The following is a 16,150-nucleotide window of genomic DNA, read 5'->3' on the forward strand; positions in this document are numbered from 1 at the left end:
ACCCGTGCCGCCATGGCGCAGGACATCGCCCCCTGGGACAACGACTTCCGCCCCACCTATGCCTCGATCCGGGAGCGCGTGCGGGCGCTGGCCGGCGGTGTCGAGGGCGTGCACGCCACCCTGCCGCTGCAGGGCTGCGGCCACTTCATCATGGAAGCGGCGATCCGCACCTTCGTCCCGGCCGGGGCGAAGGTGCTGATCCCGCAGAACGGCGCCTATGCCGACCGCGCGGTGCGGCTGGCGACCGAGGCCGGCCGGGTGGTGGTGGCGCTGCCCGGGCCGGACACGCGGTCGGTGACGGCGGCCGAGATCGCCGCCGCGCTCGCGGCCGACCCGGCGATCTCGCATGTCGCGATGATCCACAACGAGACGGGCAGCGGCATCGTCAACGACGCCGAGGCGGTGGGCTCAGCGGTGCGGGCGGCGGGGCGGCGGCTGATCCTCGACTCCGTCTCGGCCTTCGGCGCGGTGCCGATCGACCTGGCCGCGCATCCGGAGATCGACGTTCTGGTCTTCACCAGCGGCAAGTGCCTGGAAGGCCTGCCGGGGATCGGCTTCGCGGTGGCGCGGATCGACAGCGTGACCGCCGCGGCCGGCAATGCCGGGTCCTGGTCCTTCGACCTGGCGGATGTCTACCAGCATGCGCTGCGGGCCGGCTGGGGCAGCTTCCGCTTCACCCCGCCGGTGCAGGCGCTGGCGGCCTTCGGCGTGGCGCTCGACCTGCACGCGCAGGAGGGCGGCCAGCCCGCCCGGCTGGCACGCTACCGGGAGAACGTGCGGGCGATGTATGACGGCGTCCGGGCGCTCGGCCTGACGCCCTACCTGGACTGGGCCGACCAGGGCCCGGTGATCGTCACCGTGCACCAGCCGGCCGACCCGGCCTTCAAGCTGCAGCCCTTCGTCGATGCGCTGAAGCGCCGGGGCGTGCTGATCAGCAATTTCTGGAACACCAAGGTCCCGACCTTCCGCGTGGGCTGCATCGGCGCGGTGACGCCGGAGGATATCCGCGGCGCCGTGGCGGCGATCGACGGGGCGCTGCGGGAGCTCGGCGTCACCCGGCGCGGAGGCCTCCGGCAACGAGGCGCCGCAGCCCAAGGCCTCCCCGCGCGACGACGACTGAGGTGCCGGCGCGGCCCGCCGGGCGGGCCGCGCCGCATCGCGTCAGAAGCGGTAGCGGACGCTCGCGCCGACGACCCAGGGGTCGAGGTTGGCGCGGGCGGTGACGGTCCCCGAGTTCACGCTGACATCCGAGCGCAGCAGGATCTTCTTGGCGTCGACGTTGAGCAGCCAGTTCGGCGCCAGCTCGTAGTCCACGCCGACCACCGCGGCGAAGGCCGGGGTGCTGTCGATCCGCACGCGGCTGACCGGCGGGGTCTTGTTGCCGCCATAGCCGTAGAAGAAGGTGTAGTTCAGGCCGATGCCGGCATAGGGGCTGATCCGCGAGTCCGGCAGCGGGTGGATCTGCAGGGTCAGGGTCGGCGGCAGCACCCAGACGCTGCCCAGCTTCACGTCGCCGAGCGCCGTGCCCTTGGCGCTGACATCGTGTTGCGAGGTGGCGGCGATCAGGTTCAGCGCCACCTGCGGCAGCATGAAGTAGGTGAAGTCGAGCTGGGCGGTGCCGCTGTTGCTCGCTTCCGGCTTGCCGCCGATGCTGGTGCTGCCGCCATTGCTGGGCAGGACGGCGATGCCGCCGAGGCCGACGACGAAGTCGCCCGCCTTCTTGCCGCGCGGCGCGTCCTGCGCGGCGGCGCCGGTGACAGCGATGGCGGCCAGGGCGACGGCACCGGCCAGCCTGCCAAAGGTCTTGCGCATGTCTCTCGATCCGTTCGCGGCGGCGTTGCCGCTGCGCAAGGGATTAGGCGCGCGGTCCCCCGCGGCCTTGATGCGGATCAAGTTGCGTTTGAAACCAATATGGGCTGACACCACGCTGTGGCGCGAAAGCCACGAAGCGCCGGTCAGTCCTTCCGCTTCGCCTTCTTCGCCGCCGCCTTCCCGGTCGGCTGCCCCGACGCCGCCAGGGCGTCGAGGCGCCCGGGCAGCACCGCGCGGATCTCCGGCCGCTGCTCCTTCGCCTTCTTCCAGTGCTTCTTGTCCTTCCGGGTCATGCCGCAGCCGAGGCACCAGCCGGTGGCCTCGTCGTAGCGGCAGACATCGATGCAGGGGCTTGCCATGCCGGCCCAAAGCCGCCGCGGCCGGGATGGTTGCCGCCGGCGCTTGCCCTGGCCGCCCGGGCCATTAAGCGCGAGGGGCCTGCCGGGAGGATAGCCATGGCCACCGACCTCGAGATCGCACGCGCCGCGACCCTGCTGCCGATCGGCACGATCGCCGAGCGGGCCGGCATCCCGGAGGCGGCGCTGATCCCCTTCGGCCGCCACAAGGCGAAGCTCGACTTCGGCCTGCTGCGGACCGAGGCCGGCAAGCCGCGCGGCAAGCTGGTGCTGGTCACCGGCATCAGCCCGACCGCGGCCGGCGAAGGCAAGACCACCACCACCATCGGCCTCGGCGACGCGCTGAACGCGCTCGGGACGAAGACCATGATCTGCCTGCGGGAGCCCTCGCTCGGTCCCTGCTTCGGGGTGAAGGGCGGCGCCACCGGCGGCGGCGGCGCGCCCAGGTGGCGCCGATGGAGGACATCAATCTCCACTTCACCGGCGACTTCCACGCGATCACCAGCGCCAACAACCTGCTGAGCGCGATGATCGACAACCACCTCTACTGGGGCAATGCACTGGGCATCGATCCGCGCCGCGTCACCTGGCGCCGGGCGATGGACATGAACGACCGCAACCTGCGGAACATGGTGCTCGGCCTCGGCGGCGCCGCGCGGGGCGTGCCGCGGGAGGACGGCTTCGACATCACGGTGGCCTCCGAGGTCATGGCGATCTTCTGCCTCGCCCGCGACCTCGCCGACCTCCAGGCGCGGCTCGGCCGCATCATCATCGGCCAGACCCGCGACGGCACCAGCATCACCGCGCGCGACATCAAGGCCGACGGCGCGATGGCGGCGCTGCTGCGCGACGCGCTGCAGCCCAACCTGGTGCAGACGCTGGAAGGCTCCCCCGCACTGGTGCATGGCGGGCCCTTCGCCAATATCGCGCATGGCTGCAACAGCGTCATGGCGACCACGCTCGGCCTCTCACTGGCCGATGTGGTGGTGACGGAGGCCGGCTTCGGCGCCGACCTCGGCGCCGAGAAATTCCTCGACATCAAGTGCCCGAGCGCCGGGCTCTCGCCCGACCTCGCCGTGGTGGTGGCGACCGTGCGGGCGCTGAAGATGCATGGCGGCGTGGCGAAGTCGGCGCTGGGGCCGGAGGACGTGGCCGCGGTCGAGCGCGGCGTGGTCAACCTGGTCCGGCATGTCGAGAACATGCGCAAGTTCGGCCTGCCCGTCGTCGTCGCACTGAACAAGTTCACCACCGACACCGAGGCCGAGATCGCCGCGGTGCGGCACGCCATGGCGCGGATCGGCGCCGAGGCCTTCCTCTGCACCCATTGGGGCGACGGCGCCGCGGGGGCGGCGGAGCTCGGCCGCGCGGTGCAGGCGCTGCTGGCCGAGGGCCATGCGAAGTACCGCCCGCTCTATGAGCCCGCCCTGCCGCTGGCGGAAAAGCTGCGCACCATCGCGCGGGAGATCTACCACGCCGCCGAGGTGCAGATCCCGCCCGCGGCCGCCGCGCGGCTGAAGCGCTTCGAGGAGATGGGCTTCGGCCATGTCCCGGTCTGCGTGGCGAAGACCCAGTACAGCTTCAGCGCCGACGCGACCAAGATGGGCGCGCCGGAGGGCCACGTGCTGCCGGTGCGCGAGGTGCGGCTCTCGGCCGGGGCCGGCTTCGTCGTCGCGGTCTGCGGCGACATCATGACCATGCCGGGCCTGCCGCGGCATCCGGCGGCGGAGGGAATCGGGCTCGACTCCGACGGGCGGATAGACGGGCTGTTCTGAGCGGCCGCTTCAGCCGGCAGGCAAGTTCGGGGCAGGCGCCGCACGGGAAACGTGTGCGGCAGCACACCGATCGCCCATCCGGCAAACGATGCGCGGCCGTATCGCGCCACGCTGCCGCGCCGGGCTGTGTCATTGGTGCACGGTGCCGGTGCACGTATTGCCAATCCATGAACCCCGCACGCAAGCGTGCAGCGCAGCACCGGGGGTCACACGCAAGGGTGTGCCGCCCGCGTCGCACCCTTTCGCAGCCATCGGATAGTGTCGGCTCCGACGAGATTGCAGCGCGATGAGGGGGCCACCGGTTTCGAATGCAAGAGGACAGGGCGCCCTGGGCGGACGCCTTCGCGAACGCCGTTGCCGCGGAAATCCCACGGTTGCGACGCTTCGCGCGCGTGCTGGTGAAGCACGGCGACGCCGCCGACGACCTTGTGCAGGAGACGCTCGTCCGCGCGATCGGGGCGCGCGACCAGTTCCAGGAAGGGACGAGATCTCCGCGCCTGGCTTTTCACCATCCTGCGCCATGCGCGCGCCGCGGCAGTGCGGCGGGCCGCGCGCAGCCCCTTCCTGTCGCCCGAGACGATGCCGGAGGCGGCGATCTCCGGCGGGCAGGAGGAACGGCAGGAGATGCGCGATGTCATCATCGCCTTCCGCCGCCTGCCGCCCATCCACCGGGAGGCGCTCTGGGTCGTGGTGGTCGAGGGGCTCGACTACAGCGAGGCGGCCAAGGTGCTCGGCGTCCCCGCGGGGACCCTGCGGTCGCGCTTGTCGCGGGCGCGGGAGGCGCTGCGCCGCGGCGTCGGGCTGGAGCCGCGCTCGGGCGAGGATCCGGATCTGGGCTGAGCGCGGCGGCTCAGTCGCCGAGGCGGTCCATGAGGCGGAGGAAGCGCTCCGGCACCGGCTCGGTCAGCACCTCGGCGTGCAACTGGCCCAGGTGACGGCGCAGCCAGGTGTCGAATCTCGGGGCCTCCGCCTGCGGCACGGTCGACTTGTCCCGGATGGGGATGGCGAAATCCTGCATGGCAACCCCAATGCCTGCATCGGAAGCGGGTTCCACGCCGGCGGGCAGGACGTTCGGCTTGGCATCGGGCATGCGGGGCGGGAGCTCCGGACTCGTTCCGCAACGGCTGACCGAGGCGGCAGGCAGGGCAGGCTCTGATGCGCGTGAAAGTAGATAAAGCCTCGTCCATAAGCAAGCACGCGTTTGTGATGCGCGCCTGGGTCAGGTACCCGGATTGCGCCCGCGCCGTCCCGCTGCGATGACCGGCGGATGCCGCCAGACGACCCCCAATCCCTTCTGCAGGCTGGTGCCGCGCGCCATGCCGCCGGCGACCTCGCCGCGGCCGAGCGGCTGTACCGCCAGGTGCTGAAGCGCCGGCCGGACGAGCCCAACGCGCACAACCTGCTGGGCGTGCTGGCGCGCCAGCGCGGCGATGCGGCCGGCGCGCTGCGGCATACCGACCGCGCGCTGGCCGTGGCGCCCGAGGAGCCGGTCTTCCTGGCCAATCGCGGCGCCGCTCTGGCCGAGGCCGGCCGGCTGGCCGAGGCGGTGGCGGCGCTGCGGGCGGCGCTGGCGCGGCGGCCGGAAGATCCGGTGGCGCTGCGCAACCTCGGCCAGGCGCTGTGCGCGCTGGGCGACACGGCGGCGGCACTGGCGCCCCTGGCGCGGGCCGCTGCCCTGCTGCCCGAGGCGCCGGAGCCGCTGCTGGCGCTGGCCCATGCGCGGCGCGAGGCCGGCGATGCCGCCGGCGCGGCCGCGGCGGCGGGGGCTGCGCTGGACCGCGCCAGCGCGTCACCCGACCTGGCCGCTCAGGCGCGCTTCCTGCTGGCGGCGCTGGGCGCCGCGCCGGCGCCGGACCGCGCCCCGGCCGCCTATGTGCGCGACCTCTTCGATCAGTTCGCCCCGCGCTTCGAGGCCGAGCTTGACCGGGCGGCTCGACTACCGCACCCCGGCGCTGCTGGCCGCGCTGCTGGCCCGGGCCGGCCTCGCCCCGCGACGGGCGCTGCGGGTGCTCGACCTCGGCTGCGGCACCGGGCTTTCGGGCGCGGCGCTGGCCGGCTTCGCGCGGCGGCTGGAAGGGCTGGACCTCTCGCCCCGCATGCTCGCGGAGGCACGGAAGCGCGGCCTCTACGACGCGCTGCACGAGGCCGACCTGCTGGACTGGCTGCCGGGGCGGCCGGGCGGCTTCGAGCTGATCGCCGCGGCGGATGTGCTGAATTATCTCGGCGACCTGGCCCCGGCCCTGACGGCGATCGCCGGCGCCCTGGCCCCGGGCGGGGTCGCGGCCTTCTCGGTGGAGGCCGGGGCGGGCGCCCCCTTCGCGTTGGGCGAGGCCATGCGCTACCGCCACGACCCCGACCATGTGGCGGCGCTGGCCGCGGCGGCGGGGCTCGTGCTGCTGGCGCGGGAGGAGGCTGTGCTGCGGATGGAGAAGGGCGCGCCGGTGGTGGGCGCGCTCTTCGTCCTGCGGGCGCGGCGTTAGCCGCCGATGACCGTGGCGCCCGCCATGATCGCCCGCAGCTTGGCGGTCTCGGTCGCGCCGGCATCGACCGCCGCCACCGCCTTCACCTCCGCCTCCCGCACCCGGTCGAGCGCGGCGAGCACCGCCTCGGCTCGCTCCTGCGGCACCACCACCACGCCATCGGCGTCGCCCACCACGATGTCGCCGCTGCGGACATGGACGCCGCCGCAGACCAGCGGCGCGCCGACCTCGCCCGGGCCGTTGGCGGCGGGGAGGTCGGCACGATGCCGGCGGCGAAGCAGGGCAGGCCGGTGGCGACGATGCCGGCGCGGTCGCGCGCCAGGCCATCGGTCACGAAGGCGGCGACGCCCTTGTTGCGCATCAGCCCGATGACGATGTCGCCGACCACGGCGGTGGCCCGGTAGCCGTCATTGGCGACGACGACCACGTCGCCCGCCTGCGCCTCGCCCAGCGCGCCGAAGACGCCGACGACATCGGCCGGATAGGCGAAGGCGGTCAGCGCCGGGCCGACGAAGGTGGCGGTCGCCGGGTCCATCGGCTTGATCTGCCAGTCCATCGCGCCGCGGCCATCCATGGCGTCCACTAGGTGCGAGGTCTGCGCGCCGCGGAAGCGCTCCAGCAGCGCCGGGTCGGGGCGGGCATGGCCGCGATGAATTTTCAGCAGGGGCGGGTTGTCGAGCATGGCGGCGGGCTTCCCTTGGATGGAAGGATGCTCGCCCGCCCGCCGCCACGGCGCAATCCGCGCCGGCCCGCCGAAGGAGGACGCCATGCCCCACGACCTCGCCGCGCTCTGGGAGGCGCATTGCCGGCACGAGATTCGAGACTTCGCGACGTCGACGCCACCATGGCGACGATGGTGCCGCAGCCCTATGTCAACCACATCCCGACCATGACCGGCGGGGTCGGGCACGACCAACTCAAGCGTTTCTACAAATACCACTTCGTCGGTGCGAACCCGCCGGACACGGCGCTGGTGCCGGTCAGCCGGACCGTGGGGGAGAACCAGCTGGTCGATGAGATGATCTTCTCCTTCACCCATACCTCGGAGATCGACTGGATGCTGCCGGGCATCCCGCCGACCGGCCGCAGGGTGGAGGTGCCGCTGGTCGCCATCGTCCGCTTCGAGGGCGACCGGCTGGTGCACGAGCACATCTACTGGGACCAGGCCTCGGTCCTCGTGCAGATCGGCCTGTTGGACCCCAAGGGCCTGCCGGTGGCGGGCGGCGAGACGGCGCGGAAGGTGGTGGACAACGGCTTGCCCAGCAACACGCTGATGGCGGACTGGGCGAGGAGCGAGGGCAGGCCGATCTAGCCGCGCCTATTCCGCGTAGATCATCTTCCGGGTCATCCCGCCATCGGTGACGAATTCCGCGCCGGTGACGAAGCCGCTCTCCGGCCCGCAGAGCCAGGCGACCAGCGCCGCCACGTCCTGCGGCCGGCCGACGCGCCCGGCCGGATGCTGCGCATGATCCTCGGCCGAGAGCGTGGCGCCCCTGGTCTCGATCCAGCCGGGGCTGACGCAGTTCACCCGGACATGCGGGCCGAGGCTGACGGCGAGCGCGTGGGTCAGCGCGACCAAGCCCCCTTGGAGGCGCTGTAGCTTTCGGTGTCGGGCTCCGACTGGTGGGCCCGGGTGGAGGCGATGGTCACCACCGCGCCGCCGGCCGCGCGCAGCATTCCCTCCGCCGCGCGCACCAGAAGGAAGCTGCTGGTGAGGTTGATGCCGAGCACCGCGTTCCACTCCGCCAGCGCCAGGTCGCGCAGCGGCTTGCGGATCATGAAGCCAGCATTGCAGACCAGCGCGTCGAGCCGCCCCTCATGCGCCGCGATGCCGGCGACCAGCGCGGCCACCGCGGCTTCGTCGGACACGTCGGCGGCGACGCAGCGCGCCGCATGGGGCGGCCGCGCCAGGTCGCGGTCGGCGATCACCACGCGCCAGCCATCGGCGGCGAAGCGAGCCGCCACCGCCGCGCCGATCCCGCGCGCGCCGCCCGTGACCAGCGCCACCTTGTCCGCCATCCGCCCGCCCTCCTTCCCAGTTGCGCCCGGCCCTGTAGCATGGCCCGCAAATGCCGAGAGGAAACGCAGGAATGGCCGGACCGCTGCTGTTCACGCCCATGCAGATCCGTGGCGTGACGCTGAAGAACCGCGTCGTCGTCGCACCCATGCACCAGTATGCCGCGCTGCGCGGCTTCGCCACCGACTGGCACCTGATGAACGCCGGGCGCTACGCCGCCGGCGGCGCCGGGCTGATGATGGTGGAGAGCACCAAGGTCGAGCGGCGCGGCTGCGGCACCATGGGTGATCTCGGCCTGTGGGACGACGCCTTCGTCCCCGGTCTGGCGCGCATCGTCGAGTTCATCCGAGCGCAGGATTGCGTCGCCGGCATCCAGATCGGTCATTCCGGCCGCAAGGCACGACGCTTCCGGCCCTGGGAAGGCGGCGCGCCGCTGACCCGCGACGCCGTCGTCGAGGCGCTCGATCCCGCCGAGTGGGACGCCTGGGAGCTGGTCGCCCCCTCCGCCACCAACTCGCCGGACAGCGACCCGGTGCCGCGCGCCCTCTCGCGCGACGAGATCAAGGACACCGTCGCCCGCTGGGGCCAGGCCGCCCGCCGCGCCAACGAAGCCGGCTTCGATGTGCTGGAGATCCACGGCGCGCATGGCTACCTGATCCACCAGTTCCTCAGCCCCTTCTCCAACCGCCGCAACGACGAATATGGCGGCGACGGCATGGGCCGCATGCGCTTCTGCATCGAGGTGGTGGAGGAGGTCCGCCGCCACTGGCCCGAGGACAAGCCGCTCTTCCTGCGGCTGTCGGTCGAGGACGACGTGGGCTGGGGCCCGGCCGAGAGCGTCGAGCTGGCGAAGCTGGTCAAGCCCAAGGGCGTCGATGTCATCGACTGCTCCTCGGGCGGGATGTCCGGCGCGCCGGTCACCAGCGCCGGACCGATCGGCTATGGCTACCAGGTGCCCTATGCCGAGCGGCTGCGGCGTGAGGCCGGGATCCTCTCCATGGCGGTCGGGCTGATCGTCCATGCCGACCATGCCGAGGGCATCCTGCAGAAGGGTGAGGCCGACCTGATCGCCCTCGCCCGGGAGCTGCTCTACAACCCGAACTGGCCGATGGACGCGGCGCAGAAGCTAGGCGTCGATCCACGTTTCGCCCTGGTCCCGCCCGCCAGCGCCTATTGGCTGGAGAAGCGGGCACGGCAGGTGAAGACCATGGTGCCCAGCACCTACCGCGAGAAGCAGGAGGCCTGAGGCCTCAGCGCGCCGCGGTCTCGGTCGGGGCGGCGACCGGCTTGACCTCGACCGGGGCTGTGCCCTTGTGCTTCAGGCCGATCTTCTCGGCTACCTTCGGCGTCACGTCGACCACGCGGCCCTTCACATAGGGGCCGCGATCGGTGATCCGCACCCGCTGCGACTGCCCGGTCTCGAGATTCGTCACCTCCGCCACCGAGCCGAGCGGCAGGGTCTTCGAGGCCGCGGTATTGGCGTCAGGGTCGAAGCGTTCACCGCTGGCAGTGCGCTTCCCCTCGAAGCCCGGCCCATAGAAGGACGCCTCGCCGCGCTGCGCCGGCGGGGCGGCGGCTTCCGGCCGCGGCGGCTCGGCCGGCGGGGTGGAACAGGCGGCGAGGCCGAGCAGCAGGAGGGCAGGGGCCGCGAGGCGGTGCATGGGCGTTCTCTCCGATCCGGTGCGGTCCCGGATGGGATGACGCCAGCGGCGCCGGTCGGTTCGGGGACGCAAGGCACGGCTCGCGGCGATGTGCGGTTCAGCCCTGCAGCAGCGCCAGCGTGCGCGGGTCTTCCGCCCCGGCATAGTAGCGGTCGAGCGCGGTGCGGAAGACGCCCTCGCCCGGCTCGGCCGCGGCGAAGAGCGTCAGGCAGGAGCGGAACTTCAGCGCATCCACCTCGCCCAGGATCTCCTCCGCGCTGCGGCCCTGCACCGCATTGACCAGCGCCGTGCAATCCCGGAGCCGCTTGCCCAGCACCGGATGCGCCAGGTAGGCGCGCGCCTCCTCCAGCGAGGCGAGGCCGTATTGCTGCGCCATGGCGCTGTGCCCGAGGCCGCGCAGCTGCGGGAAGACGAACCACATCCAGTGGCTGCGCTTGCGCCCGGCCGTGAGCTCGGCGCGGACCTGGTCGATGACCGGGGCCTGCGCGGCGAGGAAGCGGTCGAGGGCTTTGGCACAGCTCATGGCCGGCGCTCGCCGCATGCCGACCGGGCGCCTGCGGCGCCGCCATTGCCGAGCCGGGGGAGAGTGCGTTTTCGCAAGACCTGTCGCCTGCTGCCGGAGCGAATGTGGATCCCCGCGCTGGTCAGGTGCAAGGCGTCGACCGAGCCGCGGCGATCACGCTGGCAGCAGCTGGGCGGACAAAAAACCGGATTAGTTACGGAATAAGCGAATAGCCGAATAGATGCGGATTCGTTAATATTCTATTGCCAGGCGAAAAATTCGCCGTCTTCGCCAGCAGGGCGGTACCGGTCGGAGGATTACCCTGTGAGTTTGGACGAGGCGCGGTCGGGCTTCCAAGTCGATGCCCTGCCGAATACCGGCACGAGCAACTATCTCCTGGTTGGAGACAATGCCTATGGCTACACCTACGCGGCCAGCTCCGCATATCTCAGCTATATCGGAGACGTCGATGTCTACCTGATGGAGTTGGATTACGGCAGTTCCTACTCGCTGGTGACCGGCAGCGCCGCCCCGCTCTATTCCCCGGGTCCCTACAACAGCAACTTCGCCCTGCTCAACCGCTACGGCACGATCCTGGCCTTCTCGACCGATTACGGCAGCTACTCCGGACTAAGTTTCACCGCCACTGATACGCGTTACTATGTCGCGGAATACTCAGACTCACTTGGATACTATTCCATACGGCTTGCCAATAACACCATCACCGAGCAAAACGGTCTCGGTGAGACAATCATCCCCGGTCATGTCTACTCAGCCAGGATCGATTACTCGAGCGACGTCGATATCTACGACTTCTATGCGCAGGCCGGTCATGTCTATTTCGTAAAGCTGACGACCCAGGTGCAGGACCTCTACCTCGATGTGGAGTATATGGACCTGCGGGTGGACAACCTCGTGGCGACCGGCAGCGGTGCCTACTACTTCACCGCCGGGGCAACCGGGGCCTACTCGCTGCACCTGTCCTCCAACTCCTTCCACCAGATCGGCAACTACAGCTTCGTCGCCGGCGAAATCGTCGCGGCCTTGGTCGCCGCAACTCCGGGCAGCCGGGCCGAGGGCAGTAGTGGCAGCACCGGCTTCACCTTCACCGTCAGCCTGGCCCAGCCGGTCACCTCGGCTCAGTCGGTCGGCTGGTCAGTCGTCGGCAGCGGCGCGCATCCCGCCGATGCCGCGGACTTCGCCGGCGGCGTCCTGCCCTCCGGGACCCTGACCTTCACCGCCGGCGAAGCGAGCAAGGTGGTCACGGTCAACGTCGCCGCCGATGCGCTGGTCGAGCCTGATGAAGGCTTTTCGCTGGTCCTCGGAAGCCCGTCCGTCGGCCTGATGCTCGGCAGCGCCACGGCCGCCGCGACCATCCTGAACGACGACGTCTCGCTGCCCCTGCTGACCGGCACGGCCGGCAACGATGCGCTGGTCGGCACCAACGGCGTCGATACCCTGAACGGTGGCCCTGGCGGCCAGGACACGCTGACCGGAGGCGCCGGCGCCGACCGGTTCGAGGTCATGGCCGGCACCGCCGCCATTACTGACCTCGGCGCCGGTGGCGCCGCACACTCGTGGTCGCGGGCGGGGCCACTGCCACCGCCACGCTGGCAGCAGCCTGGACCGCCACCGCCGAGAGCGCGAATGCTGGGACGGCCAGCCTGGTGGCGGCAGGCTTCGGCGTGAACCTCGCCGCCGCCTCCGGGCCGCAGGGCTGGTGGGTCAGCAATGCCGACAGCCCGGCCGCGGTCATGCTGACCGGCTCCGCCCATGGCGATCATCTCGGCGGCGGCAGCGGCAACGACACGCTGGACGGCAGCGGTGGCAACGACACCCTGGCGGGCGACCTGGGCAACGACACCTACCTGCTCGACAGCGCCGGCGACGTGGTGGTCGAGGCTGCCAGTGCCGGCACCGATACCGTCCTGCTGGGCACCGCAGTGGCGAGCTACACGCTGCCGGCCAATGTCGAACATGCCGTTGCGGCGAATGGCGCGGCGCATCTGGTCTTCGGCAACCTGCTGAACAACGCGCTGACCGGCGGCGACTCCAACGACACGCTGGTCGGGCTTGGCGGCCACGACACGCTGCTCGGCGGCAGCGGCGACGACGTGATCTACGCCCATGCTGGCGACCGGATCGACGGCGGCGCCGGGCGCGACGTGCTCTACATGGTCGACGACACGCCGACCTCGCTGGCGATCGACGCCGCCCAGATCGAGTTCGTCGCCGCCGGCTTCGGCAACGACACGATCAACGGCGCCGGGCAGACCCGGGCGATCGAGGTCTATGCCAGCGGCGGCGACGACAGCGTCGTCGGCGGCAGCGGCAATGACTGGCTCTGGGGCAGCGTCGGCAACGATACCCTGATCGGCAATGCCGGCGACGACGTCATTGTCGGCGACCTCGGCGCCGACAGCCTCTCGGGCGGCGCCGGCAACGACCGGATGTATGTCGACGCCCAGGACACCATCGATGGCGGCGACGGCTTCGACGCCGCCTACATCATCGGCGGCACCGGGATGGCCATCAACCTTGCCACCACCCACATGGAGTGGGTGACCGATTTCGTCGCCGGCAACGACACGCTGGATGCCTCCGGCACCACCACCGGCGTCGAGCTTTATGCCGGCGGCGGCAACGACCTGCTCACGGGCGGCAGCGGCGCCGACCTGATCTTCGCCGGGGAGGGCGCGGACACGCTGATCGGCGGCGACGGCGACGACGGGCTGATCGGCGAGGGCGGCGCCGACAGCATCTCGGGCGGCGCCGGCAACGACCGCATCTATGCCGACACCACCGATACGGTGGATGGCGGCGACGGCTACGACATCATGTACATGGTGACCGACGCGGCCTTCACCGTCGACCTCGGCGCCATCCATGTGGAATGGCTCTTCGCCGGTGCGGGCAATGACAGCGTCACCTCCTCCACCGCGACGCCGATCCAGGTCTATGCCAATGGCGGCAACGACACGCTGTCGGGCGGTGGCGGCAACGATACGCTCTGGGGCGGCGACGGCGACGACAGCATCGCCGGCAATGCCGGCAGCGACACCCTGGTGGGCGGGGCCGGCGCCGACACGCTGGCCGGCGGCGCCGGGGATGACGGGCTGTTCGGCGGCGATGGCGCCGATGTCTTCGTGCTGGGGACCGGCTGGGGCAACGACACGATCTTCGACTGGCAGGACGGCAGCGACCTGATCGATGTCCGCGCGCTGGCGGCATCCGGCCTGCATGCATTCGGCGGCTTCGGCCTGATCGCGAGCGGTGGCAATGCGGTGCTCAGCTATGCCGGCAATATGCTGACGCTGCTCGGGGCCGCCGGGAAGATCGACGCGGCCGACTTCCTCTTCGCCTGACCCCGGGCCCAGGTGCTGGCGCAAATCCCGATCAGGTGGCAGCACCTGATCGGGTGAGGATGCCCGTACCATCGACGGGCTTGAGCGGCTGCCGTGCGGCTTGGCGCACCGGAAGCGCTCTAGGCGGCCTCCGTCCAGGCCGCCGCCGCGCCGAGCGTCAGCGCCGCGCCCTGGGCGATGGTGGCGGGCAGGCCGAGGCCGGCCAGCGCGACGAAGCTGCTGAACTGCCCGAGGAAGACCAGGGCGCCGAGGTTCAGCGGCGTGATCGCCAGGACGCCGCGGCCGGCCGCGCTGAGGGCGGCGACCAGCCCGGCCAGCAGGGACAGGATGAGGAAGGCGCAGTGCGGCGCCAGGACAGTGAGGGTATGCATCCCCAAGGCAACGCCAGGCCGCCCCCGGGTTGCCCCGGATCGCCGCCGCGTGACGGCGGCCCTATACTCCGCCGCATGGCCCCCCGCCGCCCGCCGCCTGCCGAGGACCTCTTCGGCGGGCCCCCCGACCCATCGGCCGAAACGCCACCCGAAGCGGCGGCCGCCGGCTCGCGCCCGCTCGCCGACCGGCTGCGGCCGAAGGCGCTGGAGGAGGTGGTGGGGCAGGACCACCTGCTCGGCCCCGCGGGCGCGCTGTCGGGCATGCTGGCGCGCGGCAGCCTTGCCTCGCTCATCCTCTGGGGGCCGCCGGGGGTGGGGAAGACCACCATCGCCCGGCTGCTGGCACAGCGGGCCGGGCTGGTCTTCGTCTCGCTCTCGGCGGTCTTCTCCGGCGTCGCCGACCTGAAGCGCGCCTTCGACGAGGCGCGGGCGCGGAGACGGGCCGGGCAGTCCACGCTGCTCTTTGTCGACGAGATCCACCGCTTCAACCGGGCGCAGCAGGACGGCTTCCTGCCGGTGGTGGAGGACGGGACCGTGACGCTGGTCGGCGCCACCACCGAGAACCCGTCCTTCGCGCTGAATGGCGCCCTGCTGTCGCGCTGCCAGGTTCTGGTGCTGCGGCGCATCGACGACCCGGCGCTGGAACTGCTGCTGACCCGGGCCGAGGCGGAGGCCGGCCGCCCCCTGCCGCTGGACGAGGCGGCGCGCGGCACGCTGCGCGCCATGGCGGATGGCGACGGGCGATACCTGCTGAACCTGGCGGAACAGCTGCTCGCCCTGCCGGCGGATGCGGCCCCGCTGACGCCGGCCGGCCTTGCCGAGCTGCTGGCCCGCCGCGCCGCGCTCTACGATAAGGACCGGGAGGAGCACTACAACCTGATCTCCGCGCTGCACAAATCGCTGCGCGGCTCGACCCTGACGCCGCGCTCTACTGGTTCGCCCGCATGCTGCAGGGCGGGGAGGACCCGCGCTACATCGCCCGCCGGCTGACCCGCTTCGCCGCCGAGGATGTCGGCATGGCCGACCCGCGCGCGCTGCCGCTGGCGATCGCGGCGTGGGAGACCTACGAACGGCTCGGCAGCCCGGAGGGCGAGCTGGCGCTTGCCCAGCTCGTCGTCCATCTCGGCACCGCGCCCAAGTCGAACGCGGTCTATGCCGCCTGGGGCGCCGCCCAGCGCGCGGCGAAGGAGACCGGCAGCCTGATGCCCCCCGCCCATATCCTGAACGCGCCCACGAAGCTGATGAAGCAGCTCGGCTACGGCGCCGGCTATGCCTACGACCATGACGAGGAGGAGGCCTTCAGCGGCGCCAACTACTTCCCCGACGGCATGCCGCGCGCCAGCTACTACCGCCCGACCGACCGCGGCGCGGAAGCCGCGATCGGGGAGCGCATGCAGCGCTGGGCGGCGATCCGCGCCCGCAGGGCGAAGCGGTGAGCGCGCTCGGCTGGCCATCCCTGCTGCTGGTCGCCGGAGGCGGCGCGCTGGGCTCGGTGCTGCGCTACTGCGTCTCGGTCCTGGCGATCGAGGCCCTCGGCACTGGCTTCCCCTGGGGCACGCTGGCGGTCAACGTGCTGGGAAGCGCCGCGATCGGCGCGCTGGGCGGGCTTGGCGTCTCGGGCGAGTGGCGGCTGCTGCTGGTCACCGGCCTGCTCGGCGGCTTTACCACCTTCAGCGCCTTCAGCCTCGAGACCGGCCTGCTCTGGCAGCGGGCCTGGTGGCTCTCGGTGGTCTATGTGACGGCGAGCCTGTTCCTCGGCCTCGCCGCCTTCGCGCTGTGCTTCTGGCTCGGGCGCCGCAGCCTAGGATGAGGGG

Annotated in this window: 14 protein-coding genes and 7 pseudogenes; 12 read left to right on the forward strand and 9 right to left on the reverse strand. The window is 71.7% G+C overall.

What is annotated here, in order from left to right; all coding sequences use genetic code 11:
• Window positions 1-12 precede the first annotated feature (12 nt).
• Window positions 13-996, forward strand: a pseudogene (locus tag ACQ86J_RS32520) (2-aminoethylphosphonate--pyruvate transaminase); the annotation flags it as partial.
• Between the two features lie 165 nt (window positions 997-1,161).
• On the opposite strand, the gene ACQ86J_RS32525 reads toward ACQ86J_RS32520, so the two are convergent.
• Complete coding sequence (locus ACQ86J_RS32525) at window positions 1,162-1,812, reverse strand: OmpW/AlkL family protein (protein WP_431272617.1); 651 nt, start codon at window positions 1,810-1,812, stop codon at window positions 1,162-1,164.
• A gap of 143 nt (window positions 1,813-1,955) precedes the next feature.
• Window positions 1,956-2,171, reverse strand: a complete 216-nt coding sequence (locus ACQ86J_RS32530; RefSeq protein WP_431268753.1) for a DUF1289 domain-containing protein — start codon at window positions 2,169-2,171, stop codon at window positions 1,956-1,958.
• A 96-nt stretch (window positions 2,172-2,267) separates the two neighbouring features.
• On the opposite strand from ACQ86J_RS32530, the pseudogene ACQ86J_RS32535 reads away from it, so the two are divergent.
• The 3 genes and pseudogenes from ACQ86J_RS32535 (at window position 2,268) to ACQ86J_RS32545 (ending at window position 4,780) form a co-directional block, all read left to right on the forward strand.
• Window positions 2,268-3,940: pseudogene (locus ACQ86J_RS32535) on the forward strand (formate--tetrahydrofolate ligase).
• A gap of 308 nt (window positions 3,941-4,248) precedes the next feature.
• Window positions 4,249-4,380 (forward strand): annotated as a pseudogene (locus ACQ86J_RS32540) (hypothetical protein); the annotation flags it as partial.
• Window positions 4,381-4,477: 97 nt separating this feature from the next.
• Window positions 4,478-4,780 carry an RNA polymerase sigma factor gene (locus tag ACQ86J_RS32545; RefSeq protein ID WP_431268754.1) on the forward strand — a complete coding sequence of 101 codons (303 nt, stop codon included), beginning with the start codon at window positions 4,478-4,480 and terminating at the stop codon, window positions 4,778-4,780.
• A gap of 10 nt (window positions 4,781-4,790) precedes the next feature.
• On the opposite strand, the gene ACQ86J_RS32550 is transcribed toward ACQ86J_RS32545, so the two are convergent.
• Window positions 4,791-5,030 (reverse strand): NepR family anti-sigma factor, encoded by a 240-nt coding sequence (locus ACQ86J_RS32550; RefSeq protein ID WP_431268755.1) that lies wholly within the window; start codon window positions 5,028-5,030, stop codon window positions 4,791-4,793.
• A 177-nt stretch (window positions 5,031-5,207) separates the two neighbouring features.
• Here ACQ86J_RS32550 and ACQ86J_RS32555 point away from each other — a divergent pair.
• Both ACQ86J_RS32555 and ACQ86J_RS32560 read left to right on the forward strand, forming a co-directional pair.
• Window positions 5,208-5,573: pseudogene (locus ACQ86J_RS32555) on the forward strand (tetratricopeptide repeat protein); the annotation flags it as partial.
• A 286-nt stretch (window positions 5,574-5,859) separates the two neighbouring features.
• Window positions 5,860-6,420 (forward strand): class I SAM-dependent DNA methyltransferase, encoded by a 561-nt coding sequence (locus ACQ86J_RS32560; RefSeq protein ID WP_431268756.1) that lies wholly within the window; start codon window positions 5,860-5,862, stop codon window positions 6,418-6,420.
• Here ACQ86J_RS32560 and ACQ86J_RS32565 read toward each other — a convergent pair.
• A complete protein-coding gene (locus ACQ86J_RS32565) occupies window positions 6,417-6,542 on the reverse strand; it encodes a hypothetical protein (RefSeq protein WP_431272767.1) in 126 nt (41 codons plus the stop codon). The genes ACQ86J_RS32560 and ACQ86J_RS32565 overlap by 4 nt on opposite strands.
• Window positions 6,543-6,626: 84 nt before the next feature.
• A pseudogene (locus tag ACQ86J_RS32570) lies at window positions 6,627-7,189 on the reverse strand (RraA family protein); the annotation flags it as partial.
• A 75-nt stretch (window positions 7,190-7,264) separates the two neighbouring features.
• Between ACQ86J_RS32570 and ACQ86J_RS32575 the strand changes: the two are divergent.
• Window positions 7,265-7,732, forward strand: a complete 468-nt coding sequence (locus ACQ86J_RS32575; protein WP_431268757.1) for an ester cyclase — start codon at window positions 7,265-7,267, stop codon at window positions 7,730-7,732.
• Between the two features lie 6 nt (window positions 7,733-7,738).
• On the opposite strand, the pseudogene ACQ86J_RS32580 reads toward ACQ86J_RS32575, so the two are convergent.
• Window positions 7,739-8,439 (reverse strand): annotated as a pseudogene (locus tag ACQ86J_RS32580) (SDR family oxidoreductase).
• Window positions 8,440-8,510: 71 nt separating this feature from the next.
• Between ACQ86J_RS32580 and ACQ86J_RS32585 the strand changes: the two are divergent.
• Entirely contained in the window at window positions 8,511-9,683 is a 1,173-nt protein-coding gene (locus tag ACQ86J_RS32585; RefSeq protein WP_431268758.1) for an NADH:flavin oxidoreductase/NADH oxidase, read from the forward strand.
• Between the two features lie 4 nt (window positions 9,684-9,687).
• On the opposite strand, the gene ACQ86J_RS32590 is transcribed toward ACQ86J_RS32585, so the two are convergent.
• The gene (locus ACQ86J_RS32590; protein WP_431268759.1) at window positions 9,688-10,098 is read right to left on the reverse strand and encodes a septal ring lytic transglycosylase RlpA family protein; all 411 of its coding nucleotides are present in this window, start codon (window positions 10,096-10,098) and stop codon (window positions 9,688-9,690) included.
• A 97-nt stretch (window positions 10,099-10,195) separates the two neighbouring features.
• Window positions 10,196-10,621 carry a DUF1810 domain-containing protein gene (locus tag ACQ86J_RS32595; RefSeq protein ID WP_431268760.1) on the reverse strand — a complete coding sequence of 142 codons (426 nt, stop codon included), beginning with the start codon at window positions 10,619-10,621 and terminating at the stop codon, window positions 10,196-10,198.
• Between the two features lie 309 nt (window positions 10,622-10,930).
• Here ACQ86J_RS32595 and ACQ86J_RS32600 point away from each other — a divergent pair, with 309 nt between their 5' ends.
• Together ACQ86J_RS32600 and ACQ86J_RS32605 are read left to right on the forward strand one after the other, a co-directional pair.
• Window positions 10,931-12,289, forward strand: a complete 1,359-nt coding sequence (locus tag ACQ86J_RS32600) for a Calx-beta domain-containing protein (protein ID WP_431268761.1) — start codon at window positions 10,931-10,933, stop codon at window positions 12,287-12,289.
• Window positions 12,268-13,965, forward strand: coding sequence for a calcium-binding protein (locus tag ACQ86J_RS32605; protein WP_431268762.1), 1,698 nt, complete (start codon window positions 12,268-12,270; stop codon window positions 13,963-13,965). The genes ACQ86J_RS32600 and ACQ86J_RS32605 overlap by 22 nt, the downstream gene beginning before the upstream one ends.
• A 119-nt stretch (window positions 13,966-14,084) precedes the next feature.
• Here the strand turns inward: ACQ86J_RS32605 and ACQ86J_RS32610 are convergent, their stop codons facing one another.
• Window positions 14,085-14,336 carry a hypothetical protein gene (locus tag ACQ86J_RS32610; RefSeq protein WP_431268763.1) on the reverse strand — a complete coding sequence of 84 codons (252 nt, stop codon included), beginning with the start codon at window positions 14,334-14,336 and terminating at the stop codon, window positions 14,085-14,087.
• Window positions 14,337-14,411: 75 nt separating this feature from the next.
• Here ACQ86J_RS32610 and ACQ86J_RS32615 point away from each other — a divergent pair.
• Together ACQ86J_RS32615 and ACQ86J_RS32620 are read left to right on the forward strand one after the other, a co-directional pair.
• Window positions 14,412-15,772: pseudogene (locus ACQ86J_RS32615) on the forward strand (replication-associated recombination protein A).
• Window positions 15,769-16,146 carry a fluoride efflux transporter FluC gene (locus tag ACQ86J_RS32620; protein WP_431268764.1) on the forward strand — a complete coding sequence of 126 codons (378 nt, stop codon included), beginning with the start codon at window positions 15,769-15,771 and terminating at the stop codon, window positions 16,144-16,146. The pseudogene ACQ86J_RS32615 and the gene ACQ86J_RS32620 overlap by 4 nt, the downstream one beginning before the upstream one ends.
• Window positions 16,147-16,150: the final 4 nt, after the last annotated feature.

Source organism: Dankookia sp. P2 (assembly GCF_050632255.1).
Taxonomy (GTDB): domain Bacteria; phylum Pseudomonadota; class Alphaproteobacteria; order Acetobacterales; family Acetobacteraceae; genus Paracraurococcus.